Here is a 25,692-nt window from a genome sequence, read left to right on the forward strand (position 1 = left end):
TCACCGACCCTGGTGGCTGCCGCGTGGTCGGGCCGCCACGAGGAGCCCGGCACCGAAGGTCAGGAAGAGCACCGCGACGGCGGCGATGCCGAGCAGGTCGGACCCGGTGTAGGCCAAGGCCCCGGCGTCGCCGCCTCCCGTGGCGACGGTGGGCGATGCGGTCAGGCTGGGGCCCTGCGTGGGCGCGGCGTAGTCGGTGACGACGTGCCGGGTCGGGGTGGGGCTGGTCGGGGTGGGGCTCGAGGTCGTCGACGTCGTGGAGCTCGTCGGGCTCGTGGAGGTCGTGGAGCTCGTGGAGCTCGTGGAGCTCGTCGAAGTCGTCGAGGTCGTGGTGCTCGGCGGGACCTGACCGCTCCCCGTGCCGCTCGCGTCGGTCCGGATCACGGTGGAGTTAACGGCGGTGTCGATCCCGTCGAACGAGACCACCGCTGCGTTGGCGTAGGTGTCCTGGGCGGCGCGCGTGACCACGGCGTTCACCCGAACCTCGGCGTACTCACCTGCCGGGGCCGAGCTCCACTGCACCACCAGGCGATCGGGCGTGCAGGTGACCGTCGCCGGGAGGGCGTCGTCGTCGTAGGGGGCGGTCAGCTTGCCCTGGGCGCTGAGCTGGCGACCGATGTGCGGCTCGACGGTGTCGCAGTCCAGCGCCAGCCCGGGCGCGGGGATGTCCGTGATGGTCACGGTGGTGGAGTCGGCGGTGGTGGCCGGGGTCCAGACGACTGACCGGGTGGTGGTCTGAGCGGCATCGAGCCACCACATGTCCTTGCCTGCGTCGTCACGCGTGCCCGTGCAGTTGGAGGTGCACGGCTCGTCAGTGCCCACGGGCACCCGGATCACCTCGGAGCCCGTCTGGAACTCGAGGTCGACCTGCTCGCCGGTGCCCTCGGTGCTGTAGAGGGTGACGAACGTGCAGGTGCCGTGGACGTCGCGGGTGTGTGAGGCGACGTAGTCCCCCAGCGTGAAGATCACGTGGCCGCTGTCATCGACCACGGCGGTGGCCACGACCGAGCGGTCGGGCGCCCGCAGGTCGAACGTCCTCGAGCCGACCCACTTGAGCTGCTCCGGCAGGGTCAGGTCGAAGGTGTCGCCCGGGCTCGACCCGTCGGGAACCGCCCACTCGCACGTGAAGGTGACCTGGTCACCCTCGTCGACGTGGGTTGCCGTGGTGCTGATGGAGGTGATCGCGTCGGGGATGACGTCGGCTCGCGAAGGTCCGGCCGTCGCCAGCAAGGCGACCATCGCCAACAGCGCCACCAGGCAAGACGTCACGATCCACACAGCCGAACCCCTGACCAGTACGACTCCTTGCCCCGGTGTCCTCCGTGTCCTCCCCATCGTCGTCCGAGCTCCCGCCACTGCCTTGATCACGTCTGTCGTCCCCCCTGGAAATCGCGGCGGAGGTTCCCGCCACGCAATTAAGAGAGAGGGCAGGGACCGAAGGGTGACGCGGTGGCGTGGTCAGCTCCCGTGCTGAGACGACGAAGGCAGCTCGAGGACGCCCGCGGGGAGGCCCTCGGCTCGGGGGTAGGACCTCACCAGCTCGGCGAAGACGACATACCGTTGCGCCGCGCTGTACTTGGGGTGGCAGGCGGTCATCGTGAGCCACCGCTGGGTGGGCCGCGCACCCGGGTGCTCCGGGACCGGCGCGACCACGTCGACGTCGTCCGGGGTGACGATCGTGTGCCGCTGCACGGCATACACGTGGAAGGCGGTCCTGGTCTCGACGACGATGCGGTCCCCGGTGCGCAAGGTGTCGATGTCGTGAAAGGGACGACCGTAGGTCGTCCGGTGACCGGCGATGGCGAAGTTGCCCACGGCCCCCGGGGCAGCGGTGCCTTGATAGTGGCCGACCCCCTTCATGAGGATGTCCCGGCCCGTCCCCTCGAGCAGGGGGCGGGCGTAGTCGGCACCGAACCGTGGGATGCGCAGGATGGCGAAGCCCTTGCCGAGGGCCGGGGCGTCGGGGTCGGTGGTGGCGGTCGTGGAGCCTGGGGCCGGGTCGGCACCGAAGTCGCGGTCGAGCCTCACCACGGCGGCGTCCTGGGCCCGGTTGGCCGTGACGTCGGTCCACCACAGCTGCCAGCCGACGAAGAGCAGGAGTCCGAGTCCGGTGGTGAGGAACACGTCCCCGAGCATGCCGAGGACCCAGCGGGCCAGCCTCCGGGCCGCCCTCAACTGACGGTGTCCAGGCACGAGGGGTCGACCAGGACCGCACGGCCGTTGTCGAACTGCACCCGCGCCCACGGCACCTCGCGCCGGACGATGATGCCCTGCGTGCCGGCGGGGATGCGGGTGTGGGCGGTGGCCGACTGGATGTCGCGGTTGACCACGACGACCACCCCTGGGTGCAAGCGGTGGAAGGACCCGAGCCGGACCGCCGAGCGGGTCTGCGGCATGGCGCGCACGATGGGCTGGATCCCCGGGTGAGAGGTCCAGCCCGACGGGTCGGTGAACGCGGCAACGTGGATCGCGATGAGGGGAGCGCTCGGTCCCGTGAAGCGCAGTGGTGCGAGGTTGCTGTGCCAGGTGAGCTCGACGCTCCACGGCGGTTCCTCGAGGCTCGGGGTGCTCTCGCGCAGGTCCCTCAGCCAGAACGACGTCCACCCCTGCAGGCGGTGGTTGACGACGATCCGCTGGGTGGTGCCGAGGACCGCGGCCCCCTGCCGGTCGCCCCAGCTCAGACGTGAGCCCACGCGGTAGCCGCGCAGGTAGCTCGCCACGGTGGTCAGGCAGGCCTCCTCGCCGCGGGCAAGGGTGATCCGCGGGTCCTCCACGACGGGCAGCGCCAGCTTGCGGGTCAGGATGGCCGCGTACTCCAGGGCCTCCGCCCAGTCCCTTTCGTCGTCGTCGGCTGCGGTTCCTGGTGCAGACAACCGCCCACCCTCCTGTCTCCCCTGTAGGACGACCCACCCCCACCGCCGTGTGGGCTCGGTCAGGCGGTGGGGGCGGGGCTCGTGGTGCTGGTCCGACCCGGCGGACCAGCCCGGGATGGACCAACGCCTAACGAGACGTCTGGGGCCCGGAAAAGTGTCACCGGGGTCCCGTGACCATTGACAGAAAGCGACAATTCGGATGATGATCGCAAGGCTTCAAGCAGCCGGGGCGTCACCACCACGTGCCTCGGGAGGCCGCAGATGACCGAGTCGACCACGGCAGAGCACCCCTCCGACGAGTGGGCGCGGGCCACGGCGGCCGAACCGCCGACGGGCCAGCCCTCGGTGCGTGAGCTGCTGACCGAGCTGGCGGCGCTGGAGGACGCGATGCGCGGTCCCGGAGCCCCGGGCGGGGGCGTCGGCACGACCGACCTGCTCGCCGCCCTGGCCCGCGAGCAGGAGATCATCGACGAGCTCCACCGTCGCCCCGACGGGCCCCGGGCCTCCTAGGTCGGGTGGGCCAGCGGTCAGGAACTGACCGGAATCCTTCCTACGCTGGTGGTAGAACCTCCGAGGGAGAGGCTGCCACGGAAGGACCGGCCATGGACTACAAGATCGAGCTCATCCCCATCTCCGTCACGGACATCGACCGCACGAAGGCGTTCTACGAGGACGTCGTCGGCTGGCCGGCGGACCAGGACCAGGTCGTGGAGGAGGCAGGCCTGCGCTTCGTCCAGATCACGCCACCGGGGTCCGCCTGCTCCTTCTGCTTCGTCAAGGGCATGGACATGTTGGGCGAAGGCATGAAGCAGTACATCCAGGTCGTGGTCGCCGATGCCGACGCGGCCCATGCAGAGCTCAAGGGCCGGGGTGTCGAGGTGACCGAGGTCGAGGACCTGCCCTGGGGCCGGTTCACCCACTTCGAGGACCCCGACGGCAACCACTTCGCGCTCCAGGAGCTGCCCGACTACGCAGCCGGCTTGGCTGCGCGCGAGGCGGCGGCCGCTGGCGGGGGGAGCGGCGCCTCCCAGGCGTAGCGCGAGCCCCGCCTCTCACTGCGACGCCGAGGGCGGCAGGCACCCTCGGCGTCGCCGCTGGCTCACTCGGGCAAGGGGCCGGTCGTCTCCACCTGGTTCAGCTGCTCGCAGGACCCCTCGACCGCGAAGTCGGCGCCCTGCTGGCCGTTGCAGACGTCGAACGACGGACCCTGCGTGACCGGGATGGGGTTGTCGCCCGTCATCAGGTCGTCACCCCTGCCGCCGAGAAGCACGTCGTTGCCGAAGTTGCCGACCACGGTGTCCTTGCCGTCGCCACCGTTGACCACGTCGTCGGCCGGGCCTCCGAACAGCTCGTCGTCGCCCGCCTCGCCCATGACGACGTCGGCGCCCATCTGGCCAGTGGCGAAGTCGTTGCCGTCACCGGCGCGAAGCAGGTCGTCGCCACCTTCGCCGGCCAACTGGTCGTCGCCAGCCCCGCCGGTCAGCTGGTCGGCGCCGCCGGGCACGTTCATCCCTGCCGGGTTGCCGAGCAGGAAGGTCTCGCCGGTGTCGCCGAGGATGAAGTCGTTCCCGTCTCCTCCGTCGACCCTGTCGTTGCCGGGCCCACCACAGATCAGATCGTCGCCCCCACCGCCGTTGACGATGTCGTCACCCGCGCCGGCCAGGATGACGTCGGGCCCTGACGTGCCGACGATGCGGTCGGGCCCCGACGTGCCGACGATCGTCGCCTGCTCCACCCCGAAGATGAGCAGGCACGGGTCGGGCTCGCCCTGGGCTGAGGCTCCCGAGGCGAGTCCGAGGGTCAGGACGAGTGCTCCGGTGGTGATGAACGGCAGTCTGCGCATGATGAGTATTCCTCCCTGGTCTGCGGGCGCGGGTGGGCCCACCGACCAACAGTCCCCGGTCCAGTCGGGACGGTCATGGGGCAAATGTCCTAGTACCGGTTCGCTCACGCGGCGTAGACCGCGACCTCGCTAGCCTTGATCGTGAAGACCACGTCGGAGCCGGGTGCGAGGTCGAGCTCGGCCAGCGCCGCGGGGGTGATGTCCGCCGCCAGGTATGCCGTGTGCACCCGTACCTGGTGTCCGTGGGGTTCGAGGTCCGTCACCGTCCCCCGGACCACGTTGCGGGGGCTGCCGGCGGGGGCCTGGAGGTAGACGCCGACCGCGTTCGGGCTGAACACCGCGACCGCGGCCTGCCCGTCGTGCAGCACGTCCTCCGACAGCCCTTCGACGCGCAGCCCGCCAGGTGTCGTGACGGCCGCCCCGCGCGCGGTTCCGCGGACCAGGTTGAGCCCGGCGATGCGGGCCGCGAAGCCGCTCGTGGGTCGGGTGAGCACCCGCGCCGTTGGCCCCTGCTCGACGATGCGTCCGCCCTCGACGACGGCCACGTCGTCGGCCAGCAGGACCGCGTCGAGGATGTCGTGGGTGACCAGGATGGTGGTGCGGTCACGCAGGACCCGGCGAAGCAGCTGGCGGATCGCGGGGGCGGACTCGACGTCGAGGGCGGAGAGTGGTTCGTCCAGCAGCAGCAGGTGCGGCTCGGTGGCCAGCGCCCGGGCGATGGCCACCCGCTGGGCCTGGCCGCCGGACAGCGCCGCCGGGCGGCGGTCCGCGAAGGCCTCGGCATCGACCTTGGCCAGCCACTCCCGCGCCACCGAGCGGGCGGCACCGCGCGCCATACCGGCACTGCGTGGGCCGAAGGCGACGTTGTCGAGCACCGACAGGTGCGGGAAGAGCCGCGGTTCCTGGGCGAGCAGCGCCACCCCGCGCGCATGCGGAGGGATCCACTGGCCGCGGTGGGCGTCACCGCCGGCAACGCCATCGGCGCCAACGCGCGCCTCGAGGTTGCCGATGTCGTTGCCGGAGAACAGGATCCGGTCTTCGAGGGTGATGCGTCCAGCAGCAGGACGCAGGAGGCCGGCGATGGAGGCGAGAGCCGTGGACTTGCCGGCGCCGTTCGGCCCGAGGAGGGCCAGGGTGCGGCCGGCCTCCACGGCTACGGTGAGGTCGACGCCGCGCTGCGGTAGGCGGACCTGGGCGTGCAGCTTCACAGCGCGGTCCTCGAGCGGCGGGTCAGGGCGATCACGACGGTCGCGACGACGACGAGGACCAGGGACAGGGCGACCGCGGCCTGGGGGTCGGTCTCCCGCTGGAGGTAGATCTCGAGCGGGAGGGTGCGGGTGACTCCCTGCAGGCTGCCCGCGAAGGTGATCGTCGCGCCGAACTCACCCAGTGCCCGGGCGAAGGCGAGGACGGCTCCCGACGCGAGGCCCGGCAGGACCAGCGGCAGGGTCACCCGCAGGAACACCGTCGTCGGCCGGGCGCCCAGGGTCGCGGCCACCTCCTCGAACCGCTGGCCGCCGGTACGCAGGGCACCCTCGAGGCTGACCACGAGGAACGGCAGCGCGACGAACGTCTGCGCCATCACGACCGCCGTCGTGGAGAACGCGACCTGCAACCCGAGGACCTCGATCGTGTGGCCGAGCAGCCCTCGGCGGCCGAACGTGTAGAGCAGTGCGATGCCACCGACGACCGGCGGGAGCACGAGGGGGAGCAGGACGAGGGACCGGGCGACCGACTGGCCACGGAACTCAGTGCGCGCGAGCACGAGCGCCATCGGCACGCCGAACACGATGCACAGCAGCGTGCTGGCGACCGACGTGCGCAGGCTCAGCGACAGGGCGGCGCGGGAGGAGTCGGACGTGATGAGCGTGCCGAAGCTGCCCCACTCGATCCGGGTGAGCATGGCCACCAGGGGGAGGACGACGAACAACCCGCCGACCGCTGCGGGGACGAAGACCCAGGCGGGCAGTCCGAGGCGCGGGGGGCGCGTTCCGGTCACGGCGCCTTCGCGAACCCGGCGGCGGCGAGGATGCCCTGACCCGGCTCACCGGTGACGGCCTGGAGGAACGCGTCGGCCAGCGCAGCGTTCCTGCTGCTCTTGAGCGTGGCGATCGGGTAGGTGTTGACCGCGGCCGAGGACTCGGCGAACTCGACACCCTCGACCTTGTCGCCGGCGCCCTTGACGTCGGTCACGTAGACGAGTCCGGCGTCGGCCTCACCGGAGGTCACCTTGCCGAGGACGTCGGTCACGGACTGCTCCTCGCTGACCGGCTTGATGTCGACCTTCGCGGCGGTCTCGACCTTGGCGGCGGCCGAGCCGCACGGAACGGCGGGGGCACACAGGACGACCTTGACCCCGGGCTCGGCGAGGTCGGCGAGGCTCGCGACCTCGGCCGGGTTGCCCGGGGGCACGGCGATCTCGAGCGTGTTCGACGCGAAGTTGACCGGGCTGGCCGCAGTGAGCGAGTCGCCGGTCGCCTTGTCCATGTTCTTGGTGTCGGCCGAGGCGAAGACGTCCGCCGGGGCGCCCTGCTGGAGCTGGGCGACGAGATCGGACGAACCGGCGAAGTTGAAGGTGACCTTCGCCCCGGGGTGGGCCTTCTCGAACTCGGCGCCGATGGCCGTGAACGTCTTCTTCAGCGACGCGGCCGCGAAGACGGTGATCTCACCGGACAGGGCGGGGGACGAGGAGGACGAGGAGGAGGAGGACGCGTTGGAGCTCGCCGGGTCGCCGGCGTCCGACCCGCAGGCGGCCGTCGCGAGGACGAGTGCGGCGGCGGCCAGGGTGGCGAGGGGTCGGATCATGACGCTCCCTGAGGGGTCTCGACGATGACGGTGGTGGACTTGACGACGGCGATGGCGACGGAGCCGAGCTCGAGCCGGAGGTCGTCCACGGCCTCGGAGCTCATCAGCGACACGACCCGGAACGGACCGCACTGCATCTCGACCTGCGCCATCACGGTGTCGCGCTTGATGTCCGTGACGAGCCCGACGAACCGGTTGCGGGCCGAGCGCCCCACGCCGCTCGGGTCGGCGACGGCGTGTGCCTGGTCTCGGGCGAGCAGCGCGACCTGGTAGCCGTCGACGACCTTGCGCCCGGCCTCGTCGGTGCTCGGTTCGAGGGCGCCGCTGTCCACCCAGCGTCGCACCGTGTCGTCGCTGACGCCGAGGAACGACGCAGCATCCTTGATCCTCATCAGCGGCACAGGAGTGACACTACCTCCGCAGGTGCGGAGAGGGGAGGGCTTTCAGTCCGTCTCTGCGGACTCCGGGTCCGGTGGTTCGTCGACCCCGTTGCGCTCGTCCCGGTCCGCCCACTCGATGAGCGGGTCGATCTGGAACACCGCGTCGTCGATCCCCGCGTGCAGATCGCCCAGCTCCGCATAGCGCGCCGGCATCGTCGCGATGGTGAAGTCGTCCGGGTGGACGTCGTCCACCTCGTCCCAGCGGATCGGAGCCGACACGGTGCCGATCGGGTTGCCGCGCACCGAGTACGCCGCCGCGATGGTGTGGTCGCGGGCGTTCTGGTTGTAGTCGACGAAGAGGTCGGCGGGGTCGCGGTCCTTGCGCCACCACGTCGTGGTGACGTCGTCCGGCATACGCCTCTCGACCTCGCGCGCGAACGCGAGAGCCGCGCGACGCACGTCCTTGAAGCCCCACTCGGGGGCGATCCGCACGTAGACGTGCATCCCTGACCCGCCACTGGTCTTGGGCCACCCGACGGCGCCGAGCTCGTCGAGGACCTCGTGGGCGACGTGGGCGACGCGCTGGACGCGGTCCCAGGGGCAGTCCGGCCCTGGGTCGAGGTCGATGCGCCACTCGTCGGGCTTCTCGACGTCGGCCCGCCGGCTGTTCCACGGGTGGAACTCCACGGTCGACATCTGCACGGCCCAGATGACCTGGGCGAGCTCGGTGACGCACAGCTCGTCGGCCGTGCGGTTCCAGCGCGGGAAGGTCACCCGCACGGTCTCGAGCCACGGAGGCGCCCCGTGGGGGACGCGCTTCTGGTGGACCTTCTCGCCCGCGACGCCTTCGGGGAACCGGTGCAGCATGCACGGCCGTTCGCGCAACGCATTGACGATCCCGTCGCCCACCGACAGGTAGTAGTTGACGAGGTCGAGCTTGGTCTCGCCCCTGGCCGGGAAGTAGACGCGGTCCGGGTTCGAGATCCGCACGTCGCGCTCGCCGACCTCGACCTCGACCGCGGGTGAGGTCGCCTTGGGTGCCATGCCCCCACGCTACGGGCGGGTGTGCCGGTGTGCCACGGACCGGTCCGACTGCACCTTCCCGGGGGTCAGCCAGCCACCCTTCTCGGGGCTCCCTCCACCGCCCTATGCTCGGCCCATGCTCGAGCAGAAGCGCGTCCTCGCCACCAGCATCCCCGGCCCCAAGAGCCAGGCCCTCCAGCAACGCAAGCTCGCCGCGGTCTCCGCCGGTGTCGGCACCGGACTGCCGGTCTACATCGAGCAGGCGTCCGGCGGGATCCTGCGTGACGTCGACGGCAACCAGCTGATCGACTTCGGCGCGGGCATCGCCGTGACCACGGTCGGGAACGGCAACCAGCGCGTGATCGACGCCGTGACGAAGCAGGTCAACGACTTCACGCACACCTGCTTCATGGTGACCCCCTACGAGGAGTACATCCTCGTGGCGGAGGCGCTCGCCGAGGTCACGCCCGGCGACCACGAGAAGCGGTCTGCGTTGTTCAACTCCGGCTCCGAGGCCGTCGAGAACGCCGTCAAGGTCGCCCGTCACTTCACGGGCCGGCAGGGGGTCGTCGCGTTCGACCACGCCTACCACGGGCGCACGAACCTCACGATGGGCCTGACCGCCAAGAACATGCCCTACAAGCACCGGTTCGGCCCGTTCGCGAGCGAGATCTACCGCGTGCCGATGGCCTACCCGTACCGCTGGCCCACCGGGCCCGAGCAGTGCGCGGACGAGGCCTTCGCCGAGTTCGTCGACCTCGTGCACGCCCAGGTCGGCGAGGACAACACGGCCGCGGTCATCCTCGAGCCCATCCAGGGCGAGGGCGGCTTCATCGTGCCCGCTCCGGGGTTCATGAAGAAGGTCGCGGACTGGTGCTCAGAGCAGGGGATCCTGTTCATCGCCGACGAGGTCCAGACCGGCTTCTGCCGCACCGGCGACTGGTTCGCCTCCGACCACGAGGGCGTCGTGCCGGATCTCGTCACCACGGCCAAGGGCATTGCCGGCGGCATGCCGCTCGCCGCCCTCACCGGCCGCGCCGACGTCATGGACGAGATCCACACCGGCGGCCTCGGCGGCACCTACGGCGGCAACCCCGTGGCCTGCGCCGCGGCGCTCGCCTCGATCGAGACCATGCGCGAGGACGACCTGTGCGGCCGGGCCAAGGCAGTCGAGGCGCAGTTCCGGCCTCGGCTCGAGGCGCTCGCGGACAAGTACGGAGTCATCGGCGACATCCGCGGTCGGGGCGCGATGCTGGCGGTCGAGCTGGTCAGCGACCTCGAGCGCAAGACCCCCGACGCCGACCTCACCTCGAGGATCAACAAGGCCTGCCACGCGCAGGGCCTCGTGACACTGACCTGCGGCACCTTCGGCAACGTGTTCCGCTTCCTGCCACCGCTGTCGGCGTCGCCCGAGCTGTTGTCCGAGGGGCTCGACCTGCTCGAGAACGCCTTCGCCGAGTCCGTCTGACCGGGACGACCGGTCCGACATCCACCTGGCCGACCCGTCGTCGCCGTGCCCGCGCTCCACGAACCCCACGTGCGGTTCCACACATCGTTCCTGCGGGCCATGTCCGGGTTCGCGGCCGAGGGTCGAGGCGCTGTGGGCGACAACTCGATGATCGGACGCGACCTGCGCGAGTGGGGACAGCGCTGGGAGCACCCCGCCGCGTTCGCGGCCTACGTCGCGGGCCTGCGCGCCCAGGCACTGCCGGACACGCCGCGCCCGGCCCACCTGGTGCCGTCCACGACCTGGTGGTGGGGCGAGGACGACGAGTGGCTCGGGCGGATCCAGCTGCGGCAACGGCTCAACGAGCGGTTGCGCGACACGGGCGGGCACATCGGCTACGACGTCGCCCCGGCCCACCGCCGGCAGGGGCATGCCACTGCCATGCTGCGACAGGTGCTCCGCCTGGCGTCGCGCGACCACGGCATCGCCCAGGCGCTCGTGACCTGCGACGCCGACAACGTCGCATCGCGCAAGGTCATCGAGGCGTGCGGGGGCGTGCTGGACGACGAGCGCCGCGGGATGCTGCGGTTCTGGGTGCCGACGAGCTGACGAGAGATCGATCACTGTTTACGTGACCGACGCGTGTCGGTTACCGGTCGCACCCCCAACGCCTGTTACAAAAGATGAGACCCGGCCAAGTATGAGTTGGCCGGGTCTCGTGTCCCCCGAGGGGGACTGGCCTCCCGAAGGAGGTTCGCTGATCTTCACCCATCCCCGCCCCTCGCGCAAGAGGCCGGTGGGGATTTCTCGTATGGCGTGGCGCCGCGACTAGCGCGGGGGCATCCGAAGCGCGCCGTCGAGACGGATGACCTCGCCGTTGAGCATGCCGTTGTCGACGATGTGGCGGACCAGGCCCGCGTACTCGTCGGGGTTGCCCAGCCGCGAGGGGTGCGGCACCTGTGCCTCGAGGGCTGCGGTGGCCTCGGGCGGCAGTCCCGCGAGCATCGGGGTCATGAACGTCCCGGGGGCGACCGTCATCACGCGGATGCCCTTGTCCGCGAGGTCTCGGGCGGCACTCAGGGTGAGGCCGACGACGCCACCCTTGCTCGCGGCATACGCGGCCTGGCCGACCTGGCCGTCGTAGGCGGCGATGGACGCCGTCATGACCACCACGCCGCGGTCGCCGTCGACCGGCTCGTTGGCGAGCATCGCCGCGGCAGCGAGGCGCAGGACGTTGAAGGTGCCCACGAGGTTGATGCTGACGACGTTCGCGAAGTCCTCGAGCGGCAGCGGCCCGCGCTTGCCGACGACCCGGCCGGGCGTGCCGACCCCGGCGCAGTTGACGACGACCCGCAGGGTGCCGAGCTCGGCGGCCGCGTCGATGGCGGCCTGCACCTGGGCCTCGTCACGGACGTCGGCGGCGACGAAGCGCGCGTGCTCGCCGAGCTCCTCGGCCAGCTCCGCGCCGGACGACGAGGGGAGGTCGACGATGACGACCGCAGCACCATCGGCGTGGAGTCGGCGGACGGTGGCGCCGCCGAGGCCGGAGGCCCCTCCGGTGACGAGGGCGACGGTGGAGTCGTTGATCTGCAAGGGATCTCAGCCTTTCAGGAGCTGTCGGCTGATGACCAGCCGCTGGATCTGGTTGGTGCCTTCGAAGATCTGGGTGACCTTGGCCTCGCGCATGTAGCGCTCCAGCGGGAAGTCCTGCGTGTACCCGGCACCGCCGAGCACCTGGACGGCGTCGGTGGTGACCCGCATGGCGTTGTCGGTGCTGACCAGCTTGGCGACCGCGGCCTCCTTGCTGAACGGCCGGCCGGCGTCGCGCAGTCGGGCGGCGTGGAGGTACGAGGCGCGCGCGCTGGTCACGGCAGCCTCCATGTCGGCGAGCATGAACCCGAGGCCCTGGTGGTCACCGATCGGGCGCCCGAACTGCTCTCGCTCCTTGGCGTAGTCGACCGCCGCGTCGAGGGCGGACTGCGCGAGACCCGTGGCGGCGGCGGCGATCCCGAGGCGACCCGAGTCGAGCGCCGAGAGCGCGATGGCCATGCCCTGGCCGCGCTCGCCGACGAGCCGGTCGGCGGAGACCTCGACCCCCTCGAAGTGCACCTCGCTGACGGTGTCGCAGTGCAGGCCCATCTTCTTCTCGGGGGAGCCGAAGGCGAGGCCCGGGGCGTCACCCGGCACGACGATGCACGACAGCCCGCGGCCGCCGTCGTCGGAGGTGCGGACGAACGAGGTGTAGAAGTCCGCGTGGCCCGCGTGGCTGATCCACGCCTTGGTGCCCTTGAGCGTGTATGCCGTGGGGTTGGCGTCGTCGTCGGCCGTCGCGCGGGCGCTCATCGAGGCCACGTCGGAGCCGGAGCCGCGCTCGGACAGGCAGTAGGCGCCGAGCTGGTCGCCGGACAGCATGGCCGGCAGCAGCGCCTCGCGCTGGGCGGTGGTGCCGAACTGGGCAACCGGGTAGCAGGTGAGCGAGTGCACGGAGACGCCCACGGCGATGCTCATCCAGGCGGACGCGATCTCCTCGACCACCTGCAGGTAGACCTCGTAGGGCTGGCCGCCGCCACCGAACTCCTCCGGGTAGGGCAGGGAGAGCAGCCCGGCCCGGCCGAGGGTGCGGAACGCGTCGCGCGGCAGTTCGGGCGTCATGGCGGCCCGGCGCTCGGCCTCGTCGACGCGCGGACGCAGCTCCTTGGCGCAGATCTCACGCGTGAGGTCGATGAGGTCCTGGCCCTCCTCGGTGGGCATCAGACGGGTCGCAGGCATGCGCCGATGGTAGTAGTAGGACGTCCTACTACTTGAATCGCGCAGGTCAGGCCCCTACCGTCAGGGCGTGGGGTGGTTCAGCTCGCTCCGCCGACAGGTGCGCCAGGTCCTCGCACCGCGCCGGCCCGTCGCCGTGCCGCCCGGCCAGCCGACCAGCGTCGCGGAGGTGGTCGAGCGACTGCGCAGGGTGGGTGCCGGCCTCGCGCCCGCCGACGGGGTGGGCCGCTTCAACGCGCTGTACCTGCTGGTCACGGAACGGGTCGGCGATCGCCTGGCCGCGCACGCCTTCGTGAACCCGGCCTTCCTCGAGCGCCTCGACGCGATCTTCGCGGGGCTCTATCTCGAGGCGGTCGATGCGCGGGACGACCAGCGCAGCAAGGCGTGGACGCCACTGTTCGAGAGTCGTGCCGCGGCCGGGGTCGTGCCGCTGCAGTTCGCCCTGGCGGGCATGAACGCCCACATCAACCACGACCTCGCCATCGCCACGGTCCGAGCCTGTCGCCAGCTCGGCCTCTCGCCCTCCACTCCCGGGGTCCGGGCCGACTTCCTGACGGTCAACGCGGTGCTCGCCGACGTGCACGAGGAGGCGCGCCAGTCGCTGCTCGACGAGGCGGAGCGCCTGGTCGACCACGAGGTGTCACCGGTGCTCAACCTGGTCGGCTCGTGGAGCGTCAGCCGGGCCCGCGACGCGGCCTGGCAGCAGGCGCTGGTCCTCTGGGAGCTGCAGGACAGCCCGACGCTGACCCGCACCTACCTCGACTCGCTCGCCGGCAGCGTGGGCCTCGTCTCGCGCCAGCTGCTGGTCCCCGTCGCCTGAGCGGTCAGTCGCGGACCGGGTCGACGGGCGTCAGCTCGGGGCGCTTGGCGGTCACGGTGTCACCGGAGGACTCACCGCGCAGCCGTCGCTGCACCCACGGAGCCAGGTGCGTCCTGGCCCACTCGGCGTTGGCGGCGGCGGACTCGCGGCGAGCCAGCGGCGGTTGCGGGGGGAGCGGGGTCGACCAGTCGGCCCGGTCGGTGTCATGGCCCAGCGCCGAGAGTGCGTTGAGGGCGACCCTGCGGTGGCCTTCGCTCGTCATGTGGATCCGGTCGTCGGCCCACAGCCGGAAGTCCTGGAGCGCCTTCATACCCCACTGGTTGATGACGTAGGCGCCGTGCTGCTGGGCGATGCTGAAGATGTTGGCGGTGTGGATGGCGTGCCGGCCCCGCAGGTGCTTGAGCACGGGCGCCCCGGCCGGGTCCGTCGGTGTCGCGAGCAGGACGTCGGCACCCGCCTCGCGCAGCCGAACCACCGCGGCCTCGAGCCGGCCGGCGATGGCGTCGAGGTCGGCCTTCGGGCGCAGGATGTCGTTGCCGCCCCCGACCATCGAGACGAGGTCGGGTCCGAGGGCGATCGCCGCGTCGAGCTGTGGCCCGATGACGTCGGCCATCAGCCGGCCGCGGACCGCGAGGTTGGCGTAGGCGAAGTCCCCGCCGGCAGCGTGCGCGATGCCTGCCAGGTGCCCGGCGAGGCGGTCGGCCCACCCGACGTAGGAGTTCTCGAGCACGGGGTCGGGGTCGGACATGCCCTCGGTGAACGAGTCGCCGATCGCGACGTAGCGGTGCCAGACCTTGCCCGGCTGGGGCAGGTGGGTCTGGTTGTCGTCCGGGGAGGCGGGGGAGACGGCGGGGTCGGTCACGTCAGGCTCCAGTCGATCGGTGCGGCGCCCTGCTGGGCGAGGAGTTCGTTGGCCCGGCTGAACGGCTTGCTCCCGAAGAACCCGGAGTGCGCCGACAGCGGTGAGGGGTGTGCGCTCTCGATGGCCGGTATGCCGGGCAGGTGCGGCACGAGGTTCCTCGCGTCCCTGCCCCACAGGATCGCCACGAGTGGTCCGCCGCGCTGCACGAGGGCGGCGATGGCGGCCGCCGTGACGGACTCCCAGCCCTTGCCCCGGTGGCTGGCCGGCTTCCCGGGTGCCACTGTCAGGACGCGGTTGAGCAGCAGGACGCCCTGGTCGGCCCACGGTGACAGGTCGCCCGACGTGGGCCGCGGCAGGCCCAGGTCGCTCTCCAGCTCGCTGAAGATATTGACCAGCGACCGTGGGATCGGCCGGACGTCAGGGGCCACGGAGAAGGACAGACCGACGGCGTGCCCCGGCGTCGGGTAGGGATCCTGTCCGACGATGAGCACGCGGACGTCCTCGAGAGGTCGCTCGAAGGCCCGCAGCACGTGATCGCCGGCAGGCAGGTAGCCGCGACCCGCGGCCACCTCCTCGCGCAGGAAGTCGCCCAGCGACGCGACCGTGCCGGCCACAGGTTCCAGCGCCGCCGCCCACGAGGGGTGCACGAGCTCGGTGAGGGCAGTGGGCGGCATACCCAGAAAACTAGCCCTCGGCGCTAGCCTCGGTGACCGTGACTCCCCGCTGGCCCGTCGTCCTCTTCGACTTCGACGGCACCCTCGCCGACACCATCCCCCTGATCGTCGCGAGCTATCACCACGCGATCGGCACCCTGGGCGAACGGGCCGAGGACGCGGAGGTCAGGTCGTGGATCGGGCGCCCGCTGCAGCCCGTGCTCGAGGAGCGCTACCCAGGTCGCGGCGCGCACCTCACCGACGTCTACCGCACCTGGAACCTCGCCCACCACGACGAGCTGATCCGGGCGGTCGACGGGATCCCCGAGCTGCTCGCCGCCCTGCACGACGCGGGTGCGCGGACCGGCCTGGTCTCGTCGAAGAAGACCGACACGGTCCGGCTGGGGCTGCGTGCCGTGGGCCTGGCCGACCTGGTCGACGTGGTGGCCGGCCAGGAGGAGACCACCCGCCACAAGCCGCACCCCGAGCCCCTGCTCCATGCCGCGTCGGCCCTGGGCGTGGACCCTCTCGACTGCGTGTACGTCGGCGACGCGACGGTGGACGTCGAGGCGGCGCGGGCCGCCGGGATGGGTGCTGTCGCGGTCCTGTGGGGCGCGGGCGAACCCGGGGCGCTGCGGGCCACCGCCCCGGACGCGGTCGTCGCGGACGTGGCCTCCCTGAAGGCCGTCCTCCTGCCGCAGACCCGGGCCTAGACTCGCGCCGTGCACGGCTACAGCGACAAGCAGCTCGAAGTCCTCGGCGACGCGATCCTCGCCTACTCCGCCGACCGGCTGAGGCTCGAACCGGTCCCGCTCGACGGTCCTCGGACCCTGGCAGAGCTCGACGCCAAGGCGGGCCAGACGATCACGGCCGACGGCATCGGCGGGGTCGAGGCGCTGAAGCTGTTCGAGGAGGACCTCGCGCCGGCCTGCATCTCGACCGACCACCCGCGCTACCTGTCCTTCATCCCGTGCGCGCCCACCGAGGCCGCGGCCATGTTCGACCTCGTCGTCGGTGCGTCGTCCATCTACGGCGGCTCCTGGCTCGAGGGCGCGGGGGCGGTCTACGCGGAGAACCAGGCGCTGCGCTGGATCGCCGACCTCGTGGGCCTGCCCCCCGAGGCCGGCGGCGTGTTCGTGCCCGGCGGCACCATCGGCAACCTCTCGGCTCTCGTCGCCGCGCGGCACACCGCGCGCAGCAAGGCCGCCCACGCCGGGGTGACGGGCCAGGGCGCCCGACCGTGGCGGGTCGCCGCCACCCATGGCGCGCACTCCTCGATCCAGTCGGCCTGCGACGTGATGGACGCCGAGTTCGTCGGCGTCGAGGTCGATGGGCGCAGCCGGCTCACGGGGGCCAACCTCCGCGCGGTGCTCGAGGCCAACGGCCCCGAGACCTTCTTCGCGGTCGTGGCCACCAGCGGCACGACGAACTTCGGGATCGTCGACGACCTCGCCTCGGTCGCCGAGGTGTGCCGGGAGTTCGGCATCTGGTTCCACGTCGACGGTGCGTATGGCGGCGCGGGGCTCGCTGCGCCCTCCGTGCGTCACCTCTACGCCGGGATCGAGCACTGCGACTCGTTCATCGTCGACCCGCACAAGTGGCTGTTCGCGCCGTTCGACTGCTGTGCCCTGATCTACCGGGAGCCGGCCCTGGCGCGCGCCGCGCACACCCAGCACGCGTCATACCTCGACGTCCTCAACGACGCGCCCGACTGGAACCCCACCGACTACTCGGTGGGGCTCACCCGTCGCGCGCGGGGCCTGCCGTTCTGGTTCTCTCTGGCCACCCACGGCACCGATGCCTACCGCGCCGCGGTCGAGCGCACCCTCGAGGTGACCCGCTTCGCCGCCGACGAGATCGGTCGGCGCGACTACGTGGAGGTCGTCCGCGAGCCGGACCTGTCGGTCGTGGTGTTCCGCCGCGTCGGGTGGACGGCGGCGCAGTACCAGGAGTGGTCCGACCGCCTGCTCGAGGACCAGTTCGCGTTCGTGGTGCCGACGTCACACCTCGGGGAGACGCTGACGCGGTTCGCCATCGTCAACCCGCGCACCTCCGAGGACGACATCTCCGCGATCCTCGACACCATGGCCTGAGCGCCCCGGCCCGCTGGGGCACGGGGCTGGGATCCGGCTGACCTCCCGCGGGGCTGTTGCGTCCCTTGTGACTGGTGTGGCGCGGCGGCCCAGACATCCGGTTCGAGTGTCCGGGATTGGAATGACAACCGTGTGATTCGCTCCGTATAGTTGGCGATGCAAGCACGGAACCCAGAGCCTTGAAGGACGAGAACCGAGAGTGAACGTCGCACACGAGCCCGATCGCGTCGCCGCCGCTGGGCAGCTCAGCGAGCGAGACCGCGAGATCATCTCCTTCGAGCGCCAGTGGTGGAAGTACGCCGGCGCCAAGGAGCAGGCCATCCGCGAGCTGTTCGACATGAGCGCCACCCGCTACTACCAGGTGCTCAACGCGCTCATCGACTCGCCGGCAGCCCTCGAGGCCGACCCGATGCTCATCAAGCGGCTGCGCCGACTGCGCGCGTCGCGCCAGCGCGCCCGCAGCGCCCGTCGACTGGGCATCCAGCTCTGACCCGGTCCCCCCAAGTCACCAACGCCCGCGCAGAATCGACTGTGCGGGCGTTGTTGCGTCCCAGGGCGTCTGCCGCGTCCCCCGGCGCAGGTCGTGCGCCGGGCGTATGCCTGCGCGCGACGAGTCCCGCGTGCTTGACTGCGCACGTGGGCGAGGTGCGAACCCGGCTGGCCGGTCCCGACGACGCCCTCGTCGTCGCGGCGCTGGCGCTGCAGTGCGCCCTGCACCGGGGCGGCTCGGGCGAGCCGGGGTTCCTCGACCGCTACGCCCGCACCTGGCTGGCCACGCAGCGGCAGCGACCCGTCTGGCTGGCCGAGGCAGGCGACGAGCACGCCGGGTTCCTCCAGGCCACCGTGGTCGAGCCGCTGCCGACCCCGTCGCGCCCGGTGGCCCCGCTGCTGCTGGTCGACACCTTCTTCGTGAGGCCGTCGCACCGGGGGCTGGGCGTCGGTGAGCTGCTGCTGCGGGGGACCGCCGCCTGGGCCGGCGACGGGGGCTTCGCGGAGGTCAGGATGACCGCCGGCCCCCACACCCGGGTCATGGTCGAACGGGTCGGCTTCGTCGCCGACGAGGGTGCGTACCGCAAGGAGCTGCCGTGACCGCGAAGTTCCGCATCGGCTCGATCGTCGTCAATGTCAGCGACGTGCCGACGGCTATGGCGTTCTGGGCGCCGGCGTTGGACTACCGGCCCCGCTACGACCCCGAGCCGGACTGGGTGATCCTCGAGCCCCGCGACGGCGTCGGGCCCAACCTGTCGCTGAACCAGGGTGAGTCACGCCCCGAGCCCTTCCCCCACGTCCACCTCGACCTCTACGCCGCCGACCAGGCGGCCGAGGTCGACCGGCTGCTCGCCCTCGGGGCCCGTCGCGTCGACGACTGGCCCTATCCCGACGAGGAGCACGACTTCGTGGTCCTCGAGGACCCGGACGGCAACCGCTTCTGCGTCATCGACGCGAGCACCGACTGATGCTGCGGCCGGGCCCGACCAACACGCTCACCGACGTCCGGGGCCTGCGGGTTGGCCACCGGACGCGTGCCGAGCCGGGCTGGCTGACCGGCACGACCGTCGTGCTCGCCCCCGAGGGTGGCGCGGTCGGTGGCGTCGACGTCCGCGGTGGTGCGCCGGGCACCCGCGAGACCGACCTGCTCGACCCGCGCAACCTTGTCGACCGGGTCGACGCCGTCGTGCTCACCGGTGGGAGTGCCTTCGGCCTCGCCGCCGCCGACGGGGTGATGCAGCGCCTGTATGCCGCGGGGCGGGGCTGGCCCACGGGTGGGCGCGGCGAGGTGGTCCCGATCGTGCCCGCCGCCGTGCTGTTCGACCTGGGCCGTGGTGGCGACTTCGGACATGCACCGGACGCGCTGGACGGTGCGGCCGCCTTCGACGCAGCCCGCGGCGGCGCGGTGGACCAGGGCGCGGTCGGCGCCGGGACCGGTGCGCGCACGGGCGGGCTCAGGGGCGGGGTGGGATCGGCCAGCGCTGTCCTCGAGGACGGCACGACGGTCGCCGCGCTCGTGGTGGTCAACGCCTTCGGCCCCGCGTGGGACGAGGAGACCGGCGAGCTGCTGGCACGGCGGCACGGGCTGGCAGGCGAGTTCGCCCACGTCGGTCTGCCGACCGCGAGCGAGCTGGCTGTCGCCCGGGAGCGTGCGGCCGTGGTCTACGCCGACCAGCCCCTGCGCCCCGGCACCGCCACCGTCATCGGGGTCGTCGCGACCGACGCCACCCTGACCAAGGCCCAGTGCCAGAAGGTCAGCGGGCTCGGGCACGACGGCTTGGCGCGGGCGGTCGACCCGGTGCACACGCTGCTCGACGGGGACACCCTGTTCACCCTGGCAACGGGTCACCGGCCACCCCCCGAGCTGGAGGCCCTGCACGCGCTCATGGTGGCAGCGAGCGAGTGCGTGACCCGGGCGGTGGGCCACGGGGTCCTCGCCGCGGAGTCGGTCAGCAACGGGACCGTGGACCTGCGGTCCTACCGCGAGGCCTTCCCCTCGGCTGTCAGGATGGGCTGATGGATCCCGACTGGAGCACGCCCGAAGGCATCGCCGCGATCACGCAGGCGCTGGCCTCCACGATCGAGGGTTGGCAGGAGCCGGCCGCGTATGCCGTGGGCATCAGCTCTGCGTCCAGCTCACCCGAGCTGGAGTTCCCCCACATCAACCCGCCCGGGTCCGCCCACGGACTGCCCGGCGTGGTGCTCGCGAAGCTGCTCGGCCACGCCAGTGGGACGCAGACCTACGAGCTGTCGCGGCCCCAGCTGGAGGCGGCCGTCGAGACCCTCGCACCGGCGCAGGCGTGCACCAGCGTGGACCACCCGAACCTCGCGGCCTGGCGCACCGTCCTCGGTGAGCTCGAGTCGAACCCGGCGCGCACGGCATACGCGGTCTTCGTCGGGGACCTCGACGATCCGGTGGAGTCCGAGGCGGACGCGACGCTGCGCACCCTCCTCTGACCGGGGCCCGGTCGGCCCGCCTCCGGCGGGCTCTACGCCTCGACGTCCATGGAGTCGAAGGTGAGCTCGACCGTCTCGATGACGGTGTCACTGGACGAGGCGTCGAGGGGGCTGAGCCGGTAGACCGCCGGGAAGGCGTTGCGGAACCGCCAGGTGAGGACCGGCTTGTGGGTGGCGTCGAGGAGCTTGACCCGCACGTCGCGGTCCACCGCCGGGTCGCCGTTCCTCGCCTGCTCCCACCAGTTCCACAGGTCGAGGTTGGTGGTGAGGCCGCGGTGCAGCGCGAGGTGCGAGTAGCTCGCCAGCCCGGGCTGCTTGCGCGGTTCGGCGGTCTTGTCGTTGCCCGAGCGGTAGGCCACCTCGTCGAGGACCGCCACCGGGAGGTCCACGCGGGCGATCGAGGTGTCGTTGCCCGCCCCGAGGTCGACGACGAAGTTCGAGCCCTCGAATGGGTCGGGGTGCGCAGCCATGCGCCGAGCGTCCCACCCCGGCAGGGTGCGCGGAAGCCCCCGGCTCCCCTGGCCCGGAAGCCGAGCCCGTCCGGGAGATCACGCGGGAGCTCGTCCGGGAGCACGGACGGCGTTTGCACTCTCCCGGGGAGAGTGCCAATAATGGCGTTAGCACTCTCACCCTGAGAGTGACAATCCAGGCCAGTCCAGGTGAGGTCCGGGGAACGCGGCGACGTGAGCCGCGCAAGCCGTTCCGTCCGTCGCGGGCACCCACTGGCCACCGCTTACGTTTCGCGTGGGAGGAACCACCCGAATGGCCAAGATCATCGCATTCGATGAAGAGGCTCGCCGCGGTCTCGAGCGGGGAATGAACATCCTCGCCGACGCCGTCCGCGTCACCCTCGGTCCGAAGGGCCGCAACGTCGTCCTCGAGAAGAAGTGGGGAGCCCCCACGATCACCAACGATGGCGTGTCCATCGCCAAGGAGATCGAACTCGACGACCCGTACGAGAAGATCGGCGCCGAGCTGGTCAAGGAGGTCGCCAAGAAGACGGACGACGTCGCTGGCGACGGCACGACCACCGCCACCGTCCTCGCCCAGGCTCTCGTCAAGGAGGGCCTGCGCAACGTCGCCGCCGGCGCCAACCCGATGGCCCTCAAGCGAGGCATCGAGAAGGCCGTCGAGGCCGTCTCCGCGCAGCTGCTCGAGATGGCCAAGGACGTCGAGACCAAGGAGCAGATTGCTTCGACCGCCTCGATCTCCGCCGCTGACACCGAGATCGGCGAGATGATCGCCGAGGCCATGGACAAGGTCGGCAACGAGGGCGTCATCACCGTCGAGGAGTCCAACACCTTCGGCCTCGAGCTCGAGCTCACCGAGGGCATGCGCTTCGACAAGGGCTACATCAGCCACTACTTCGTCACCGACACCGAGCGCATGGAGTCCGTGCTCGAGGACCCCTACGTCCTCGTCGTGAACTCCAAGATCTCCGGCATCAAGGACCTGCTGCCCCTCCTCGAGAAGGTCATGCAGTCCGGCAAGCCGCTGCTCATCATCGCCGAGGACGTCGAGGGCGAGGCCCTGTCGACCCTGGTCGTCAACAAGATCCGTGGCACCTTCAAGTCGGTCGCCGTCAAGGCTCCCGGCTTCGGTGACCGTCGCAAGGCCATGCTGGCCGACATCGCCATCCTCACCGGTGGCCAGGTCATCTCCGAGGAGGTCGGCCTCAAGCTCGACACCGCGGAGCTCGACCTGCTGGGTCACGCCCGCAAGGTCGTCGTGACCAAGGACGAGACGACCATCGTCGAGGGTGCTGGCGACGCCGACCAGATCGCTGGTCGCGTCAACCAGATCCGCGCCGAGATCGAGAAGTCGGACAGCGACTACGACCGCGAGAAGCTGCAGGAGCGTCTGGCCAAGCTGGCCGGCGGTGTTGCGGTCATCAAGGCCGGTGCCGCGACCGAGGTCGAGCTCAAGGAGCGCAAGCACCGCATCGAGGACGCCGTGCGCAACGCCAAGGCTGCTGTCGAGGAGGGGATCGTCGCCGGTGGTGGCGTGGCCCTGCTCCAGGCGACCAAGGCCGCGTTCGAGAAGCTCGAGCTCGAGGGTGACGAGGCCACCGGTGCGAACATCGTTCGCGTCGCCGCCTCTGCCCCGCTCAAGCAGATCGCGATCAACGCCGGCCTCGAGGGCGGCGTCGTGACCGAGAAGGTCAGCACGCTCGACGCAGGTTGGGGCCTCAACGCCGCGACCGGCGAGTACGTCGACCTGATCGCCGCCGGCATCATCGACCCGGCGAAGGTCACGCGCTCCGCGCTGCAGAACGCCGCGTCGATCGCCGCGCTGTTCCTCACCACCGAGGCCGTCATCGCCGACAAGCCCGAGAAGGCTGCGCCGATGGCTCCCGGTGGCGACGAGATGGGCGGCATGGGCTTCTGACGAAGCTAGCCACACGGCATACGCCACGACGCCGAAGGGCGGTCCACCGAGAGGTGGGCCGCCCTTCGGCCATCCCCCGAAAGGACCGACCGCCCACCGGCGTTACCCAAGCAGGGGGTATGGCGTGTAGAACGGTCATCGTGTCGACTCACCCTCCCGACGGCCCCCTGATCCTGGGGCCGCTGCTCCGCTACGTCGGGGAGACGTCGGCCACCGTGTGGGTGCAGACCCGCGACGCCTCGCGGGTGCGCGTGCGGGCCTTCGACCGGGAGTGGAGCGCGCCGACCTTCGGCGCCCACGGGCGGCACTACGCGCTGGTGGTCCTGGACGGGCTGGAGCCGGGCACCTCGAGCGACTACGACGTCGACATCGACGACGAGCAGGTGTGGCCGCCCGTGGAGCCGGACTTCCCCGGCCTGCCGCCGAGCCGGATCAGGACCTTGGTCAACAGCGAGCCCACCCGGATGGCGTTCGGGTCCTGCCGCACGAGCGTCCCGCACGACGCCGAGGGCAACAAGAGCAACGGTGTCGACGCCTTGCGGGCCTACGCGTACCACCTGAGCAGGCCCGAGCGCGAGGAGCGGGACTGGCCGCACCTGGTGTGCTTCCTGGGCGACCAGGTGTACGCCGACGAGACCAGCGACGAGATGCGCGAGTTCATCGCGACCCGGCGCAGCCTCGACGAGCCGCCGGGCGAGGAGCTCAAGGACTTCGAGGAGTACTCCCACCTGTACTGGCTGGCGTGGAGCGACCCGCTCAACCGCTGGCTGCTGTCGACCCTGCCGAGCGCGATGATCTTCGACGACCACGACATCCGCGACGACTGGAACACCTCGCAGAGCTGGCACCGCGAGATGAACGCGAAGCCGTGGTGGCACCAGCGCATCGTCGGCGGGCTGGCGTCGTACTGGGTGTACCAGCACGTCGGCAACCTGTCGCCGCAGGAGCTGGCCGACGACGAGGTCTGGCGCCTCATCTCGGCCCACGCGGAGTCGGGACGCTCGGGCGCCGCTGACGAGCTCGACCTGACCCAGGTCCTCGACGACCTGGCCGAGCGGGTGGACAAGGAGCCCGAGACCTACCGCTGGAGCTTCGCCCGTGACCTGGGTGAGTCCCGGCTCGTCGTGGTCGACTCACGGGCGGCGCGGGTGCTGCAGCCCTCGCGGCGCTCGATCCTCGACGACGACGAGATGGAGTGGCTCGACCGGCAGCTGCGCGGCGACGTCGACCACCTGTTCATCGGCACGTCCCTGCCGTTCTTCATCGCGCAGGGCATCCACGACCTCGAAGCCATCAACGAGGCGATGTCGAGCGGTGCCTGGGGTCCGCGGGTCGCCAGGTTCGGCGAGAAGATGCGTCGTGCGCTCGACCTGGAGCACTGGGCGGCGTTCCAGGAGGGATTCTCCGCCGTGCTCGACCTGGTCGTGGCGGTCGCGCGCGGGGACCGTGGGCGACGCCCTGGGACCATCACCTTCCTGTCCGGTGACGTGCACAACTCCTACGTCACCCAGATCGGTCCGGACCAGCTCGGCGGCGGCAGCAGCACGATCCTGCAGGCCGTCTGCTCACCGATCCGCAACCCACTGCCGCGCCAGGTGCGCATCGGCCAGGCCCTGCTCGGCAAGGGCCTTGCGCGACCGCTCGAGTTCCTCGTGGGCCGCACGGACAAGGTGCCCAGCGCGCCATACCGGTGGGAGGTCACCCACGGTCCCTGGTTCGACAACAACCTGGCCACGCTCGAGGTCCGCGGACGCGGACTCCTGATGCGCTGGGAGGCCGGCGAGGTCCGCGGCGACCGGTACGACGCCCCGGACCTGCGCGAGGTCGCCCGGATCACCGTCAGCTGACCGCTGGACCCTGTTCGCGCGCTGTCCACCGTCTGGTTGACGGGGCGTAGGTGGACTGGGGGTTCACTCAGGGTGGGTTCAGGGTCGAACCTGAATGCGTGAGCGGGGACGCGTCCCTACGTTGTGTGAGGAGAGCGGAACCACCATGAGCCGGGAGCCTGAGATGACTGCGACACCCCTGACCACCGACGCCACCGCGGCGTCGCCAACCCGTGCGGCCGCTGCCCGTGTCGTCGACCTGGCCAAGGTCTACGGCAAGGGCGAGGCGCAGGTACGAGCCCTCGACGGGGTGAGCCTGGACCTCTCGAAGGGGGAGTTCACGGCGATCATGGGCCCCTCGGGCTCGGGCAAGTCCACCCTGATGCACTGCGCGGCCGGCCTCGACTCGGTCACTGACGGCCAGGTCTACATCGGCGACGTCGACCTCACGCGGCTCAAGGACAAGGCCCTCACGGTGCTGCGCCGCGACCGGATCGGCTTCGTCTTCCAGTCGTTCAACCTCATCCCGACCCTCAGCGCCGAGGAGAACATCCTCCTGCCGCTGGCCATCGCGGGCCGCACGCCGGACCAGGCCTGGTTCGACACGGTCATCGAGACCGTCGGCCTGCGCGACCGCCTCACCCACCGCCCGGCCGAGCTCTCCGGCGGCCAACAGCAGCGGGTCGCCTGTGCGCGTGCCCTCGTGAGCCAGCCGGAGATCGTCTTCGCGGACGAGCCGACGGGCAACCTCGACTCCACCTCGGGCGCCGAGGTGCTCGGCTTCCTGCGGCGCAGCGTGGACGACTTCGGCCAGACCATCGTCATGGTGACGCACGACGCCAACGCAGCCGCCTACACCGACCGCGTCATCTTCCTCGCCGACGGCAAGGTCGTCGACGAGATGCGCGAGCCCACTGCCGACTCGATCCTCGAGCGGATGCGCAGCCTCACCCCCGGGCACGGCTGA

Annotated in this window: 29 protein-coding genes; 15 read left to right on the plus strand and 14 right to left on the minus strand. The window is 71.2% G+C overall.

The window, feature by feature from the left end:
• The 3 genes from AC1DV7_RS01210 to AC1DV7_RS01220 all read right to left on the minus strand — a co-directional run bounded on the left by AC1DV7_RS01210 (window position 1) and on the right by AC1DV7_RS01220 (window position 2,873).
• Window positions 1-1,278, minus strand: coding sequence for an Ig-like domain-containing protein (locus AC1DV7_RS01210; protein WP_477593761.1), 1,278 nt, complete (start codon window positions 1,276-1,278; stop codon window positions 1-3).
• 180 nt (window positions 1,279-1,458) lie between these two features.
• Window positions 1,459-2,136 carry a class E sortase gene (locus AC1DV7_RS01215; protein ID WP_477593763.1) on the minus strand — a complete coding sequence of 226 codons (678 nt, stop codon included), beginning with the start codon at window positions 2,134-2,136 and terminating at the stop codon, window positions 1,459-1,461.
• Between the two features lie 35 nt (window positions 2,137-2,171).
• Window positions 2,172-2,873, minus strand: a complete 702-nt coding sequence (locus tag AC1DV7_RS01220; protein ID WP_477593765.1) for a hypothetical protein — start codon at window positions 2,871-2,873, stop codon at window positions 2,172-2,174.
• A gap of 261 nt (window positions 2,874-3,134) precedes the next feature.
• Here AC1DV7_RS01220 and AC1DV7_RS01225 point away from each other — a divergent pair, with 261 nt between their 5' ends.
• Window positions 3,135-3,383, plus strand: a complete 249-nt coding sequence (locus tag AC1DV7_RS01225; RefSeq protein WP_477593767.1) for a hypothetical protein — start codon at window positions 3,135-3,137, stop codon at window positions 3,381-3,383.
• A 92-nt stretch (window positions 3,384-3,475) separates the two neighbouring features.
• Window positions 3,476-3,910, plus strand: a complete 435-nt coding sequence (locus AC1DV7_RS01230) for a glyoxalase superfamily protein (RefSeq protein WP_477593769.1) — start codon at window positions 3,476-3,478, stop codon at window positions 3,908-3,910.
• A 62-nt stretch (window positions 3,911-3,972) separates the two neighbouring features.
• Here AC1DV7_RS01230 and AC1DV7_RS01235 read toward each other — a convergent pair whose 3' ends face one another.
• The 6 genes from AC1DV7_RS01235 to ligD all read right to left on the minus strand — a co-directional run bounded on the left by AC1DV7_RS01235 (window position 3,973) and on the right by ligD (window position 8,945).
• A complete protein-coding gene (locus tag AC1DV7_RS01235) occupies window positions 3,973-4,716 on the minus strand; it encodes a calcium-binding protein (RefSeq protein ID WP_477593771.1) in 744 nt (247 codons plus the stop codon).
• 104 nt (window positions 4,717-4,820) lie between these two features.
• Window positions 4,821-5,924 carry a sulfate/molybdate ABC transporter ATP-binding protein gene (locus AC1DV7_RS01240; RefSeq protein WP_477593772.1) on the minus strand — a complete coding sequence of 368 codons (1,104 nt, stop codon included), beginning with the start codon at window positions 5,922-5,924 and terminating at the stop codon, window positions 4,821-4,823.
• Complete coding sequence (locus AC1DV7_RS01245; protein ID WP_477593774.1) at window positions 5,921-6,715, minus strand: ABC transporter permease; 795 nt, start codon at window positions 6,713-6,715, stop codon at window positions 5,921-5,923. The genes AC1DV7_RS01240 and AC1DV7_RS01245 overlap by 4 nt, the downstream gene beginning before the upstream one ends.
• A complete protein-coding gene (gene modA, locus AC1DV7_RS01250) occupies window positions 6,712-7,521 on the minus strand; it encodes a molybdate ABC transporter substrate-binding protein (RefSeq protein WP_477593775.1) in 810 nt (269 codons plus the stop codon). The genes AC1DV7_RS01245 and modA overlap by 4 nt, the downstream gene beginning before the upstream one ends.
• Complete coding sequence (locus tag AC1DV7_RS01255) at window positions 7,518-7,922, minus strand: TOBE domain-containing protein (RefSeq protein ID WP_477593777.1); 405 nt, start codon at window positions 7,920-7,922, stop codon at window positions 7,518-7,520. The genes modA and AC1DV7_RS01255 overlap by 4 nt, the downstream gene beginning before the upstream one ends.
• Window positions 7,923-7,964: 42 nt before the next feature.
• Entirely contained in the window at window positions 7,965-8,945 is a 981-nt protein-coding gene (gene ligD / locus AC1DV7_RS01260) for a non-homologous end-joining DNA ligase (protein WP_477593779.1), read from the minus strand.
• A 115-nt stretch (window positions 8,946-9,060) separates the two neighbouring features.
• Here ligD and gabT point away from each other — a divergent pair, with 115 nt between their 5' ends.
• Window positions 9,061-10,392 (plus strand): 4-aminobutyrate--2-oxoglutarate transaminase, encoded by a 1,332-nt coding sequence (gene gabT, locus AC1DV7_RS01265; RefSeq protein ID WP_477593781.1) that lies wholly within the window; start codon window positions 9,061-9,063, stop codon window positions 10,390-10,392.
• 69 nt (window positions 10,393-10,461) lie between these two features.
• Entirely contained in the window at window positions 10,462-10,980 is a 519-nt protein-coding gene (locus AC1DV7_RS01270; RefSeq protein WP_477593783.1) for a GNAT family N-acetyltransferase, read from the plus strand.
• Window positions 10,981-11,199: 219 nt separating this feature from the next.
• Here AC1DV7_RS01270 and AC1DV7_RS01275 read toward each other — a convergent pair whose 3' ends face one another.
• Together AC1DV7_RS01275 and AC1DV7_RS01280 are read right to left on the minus strand one after the other, a co-directional pair.
• Window positions 11,200-11,964: an SDR family NAD(P)-dependent oxidoreductase gene (locus AC1DV7_RS01275; RefSeq protein WP_477593785.1), complete on the minus strand. Its 765-nt coding sequence runs from the start codon at window positions 11,962-11,964 to the stop codon at window positions 11,200-11,202.
• A gap of 6 nt (window positions 11,965-11,970) precedes the next feature.
• Window positions 11,971-13,140: an acyl-CoA dehydrogenase family protein gene (locus tag AC1DV7_RS01280; protein WP_477593786.1), complete on the minus strand. Its 1,170-nt coding sequence runs from the start codon at window positions 13,138-13,140 to the stop codon at window positions 11,971-11,973.
• A gap of 67 nt (window positions 13,141-13,207) precedes the next feature.
• On the opposite strand from AC1DV7_RS01280, the gene AC1DV7_RS01285 reads away from it, so the two are divergent.
• Window positions 13,208-13,957 carry a DUF5995 family protein gene (locus tag AC1DV7_RS01285; RefSeq protein ID WP_477593788.1) on the plus strand — a complete coding sequence of 250 codons (750 nt, stop codon included), beginning with the start codon at window positions 13,208-13,210 and terminating at the stop codon, window positions 13,955-13,957.
• Between the two features lie 4 nt (window positions 13,958-13,961).
• Here AC1DV7_RS01285 and AC1DV7_RS01290 read toward each other — a convergent pair whose 3' ends face one another.
• Both AC1DV7_RS01290 and AC1DV7_RS01295 read right to left on the minus strand, forming a co-directional pair.
• A complete protein-coding gene (locus tag AC1DV7_RS01290; protein WP_477593790.1) occupies window positions 13,962-14,819 on the minus strand; it encodes an SGNH/GDSL hydrolase family protein in 858 nt (285 codons plus the stop codon).
• Window positions 14,816-15,493, minus strand: a complete 678-nt coding sequence (locus tag AC1DV7_RS01295; protein ID WP_477593792.1) for a uracil-DNA glycosylase — start codon at window positions 15,491-15,493, stop codon at window positions 14,816-14,818. Before AC1DV7_RS01295 ends, AC1DV7_RS01290 begins: the two co-directional genes overlap by 4 nt.
• A 38-nt stretch (window positions 15,494-15,531) precedes the next feature.
• On the opposite strand from AC1DV7_RS01295, the gene AC1DV7_RS01300 reads away from it, so the two are divergent.
• From AC1DV7_RS01300 to AC1DV7_RS01330, 7 genes are all read left to right on the plus strand, one after another.
• Window positions 15,532-16,185 (plus strand): HAD family hydrolase, encoded by a 654-nt coding sequence (locus tag AC1DV7_RS01300; protein ID WP_477593794.1) that lies wholly within the window; start codon window positions 15,532-15,534, stop codon window positions 16,183-16,185.
• Between the two features lie 9 nt (window positions 16,186-16,194).
• Window positions 16,195-17,565, plus strand: coding sequence for a pyridoxal phosphate-dependent decarboxylase family protein (locus AC1DV7_RS01305; protein ID WP_477593796.1), 1,371 nt, complete (start codon window positions 16,195-16,197; stop codon window positions 17,563-17,565).
• Between the two features lie 199 nt (window positions 17,566-17,764).
• The gene (locus AC1DV7_RS01310) at window positions 17,765-18,055 is read left to right on the plus strand and encodes a DUF3263 domain-containing protein (protein WP_477593798.1); all 291 of its coding nucleotides are present in this window, start codon (window positions 17,765-17,767) and stop codon (window positions 18,053-18,055) included.
• Window positions 18,056-18,201: 146 nt separating this feature from the next.
• Window positions 18,202-18,654, plus strand: a complete 453-nt coding sequence (locus AC1DV7_RS01315) for an N-acetyltransferase family protein (protein WP_477593800.1) — start codon at window positions 18,202-18,204, stop codon at window positions 18,652-18,654.
• Entirely contained in the window at window positions 18,651-19,022 is a 372-nt protein-coding gene (locus AC1DV7_RS01320; RefSeq protein ID WP_477593802.1) for a VOC family protein, read from the plus strand. The genes AC1DV7_RS01315 and AC1DV7_RS01320 overlap by 4 nt, the downstream gene beginning before the upstream one ends.
• Complete coding sequence (locus AC1DV7_RS01325; protein ID WP_477593804.1) at window positions 19,022-20,071, plus strand: P1 family peptidase; 1,050 nt, start codon at window positions 19,022-19,024, stop codon at window positions 20,069-20,071. Before AC1DV7_RS01320 ends, AC1DV7_RS01325 begins: the two co-directional genes overlap by 1 nt.
• Complete coding sequence (locus AC1DV7_RS01330) at window positions 20,071-20,511, plus strand: hypothetical protein (protein ID WP_477593805.1); 441 nt, start codon at window positions 20,071-20,073, stop codon at window positions 20,509-20,511. Before AC1DV7_RS01325 ends, AC1DV7_RS01330 begins: the two co-directional genes overlap by 1 nt.
• 32 nt (window positions 20,512-20,543) lie before the next feature.
• Here AC1DV7_RS01330 and AC1DV7_RS01335 read toward each other — a convergent pair whose 3' ends face one another.
• Window positions 20,544-20,981: a phage tail protein gene (locus tag AC1DV7_RS01335; RefSeq protein WP_477593807.1), complete on the minus strand. Its 438-nt coding sequence runs from the start codon at window positions 20,979-20,981 to the stop codon at window positions 20,544-20,546.
• Window positions 20,982-21,273: 292 nt separating this feature from the next.
• Between AC1DV7_RS01335 and groL the strand changes: the two genes are divergently transcribed.
• From groL to AC1DV7_RS01350, 3 genes are all read left to right on the plus strand, one after another.
• Entirely contained in the window at window positions 21,274-22,899 is a 1,626-nt protein-coding gene (groL, locus tag AC1DV7_RS01340) for a chaperonin GroEL (protein WP_477593809.1), read from the plus strand.
• 140 nt (window positions 22,900-23,039) lie between these two features.
• On the plus strand, window positions 23,040-24,746 hold the full coding sequence (locus AC1DV7_RS01345) for an alkaline phosphatase D family protein (protein ID WP_477593811.1): 1,707 nt from the start codon (window positions 23,040-23,042) through the stop codon (window positions 24,744-24,746).
• Window positions 24,747-24,909: 163 nt separating this feature from the next.
• Window positions 24,910-25,692, plus strand: a complete 783-nt coding sequence (locus AC1DV7_RS01350) for an ABC transporter ATP-binding protein (RefSeq protein ID WP_477593813.1) — start codon at window positions 24,910-24,912, stop codon at window positions 25,690-25,692.

The organism is Pedococcus sp. P2_E4 (assembly GCF_056403935.1).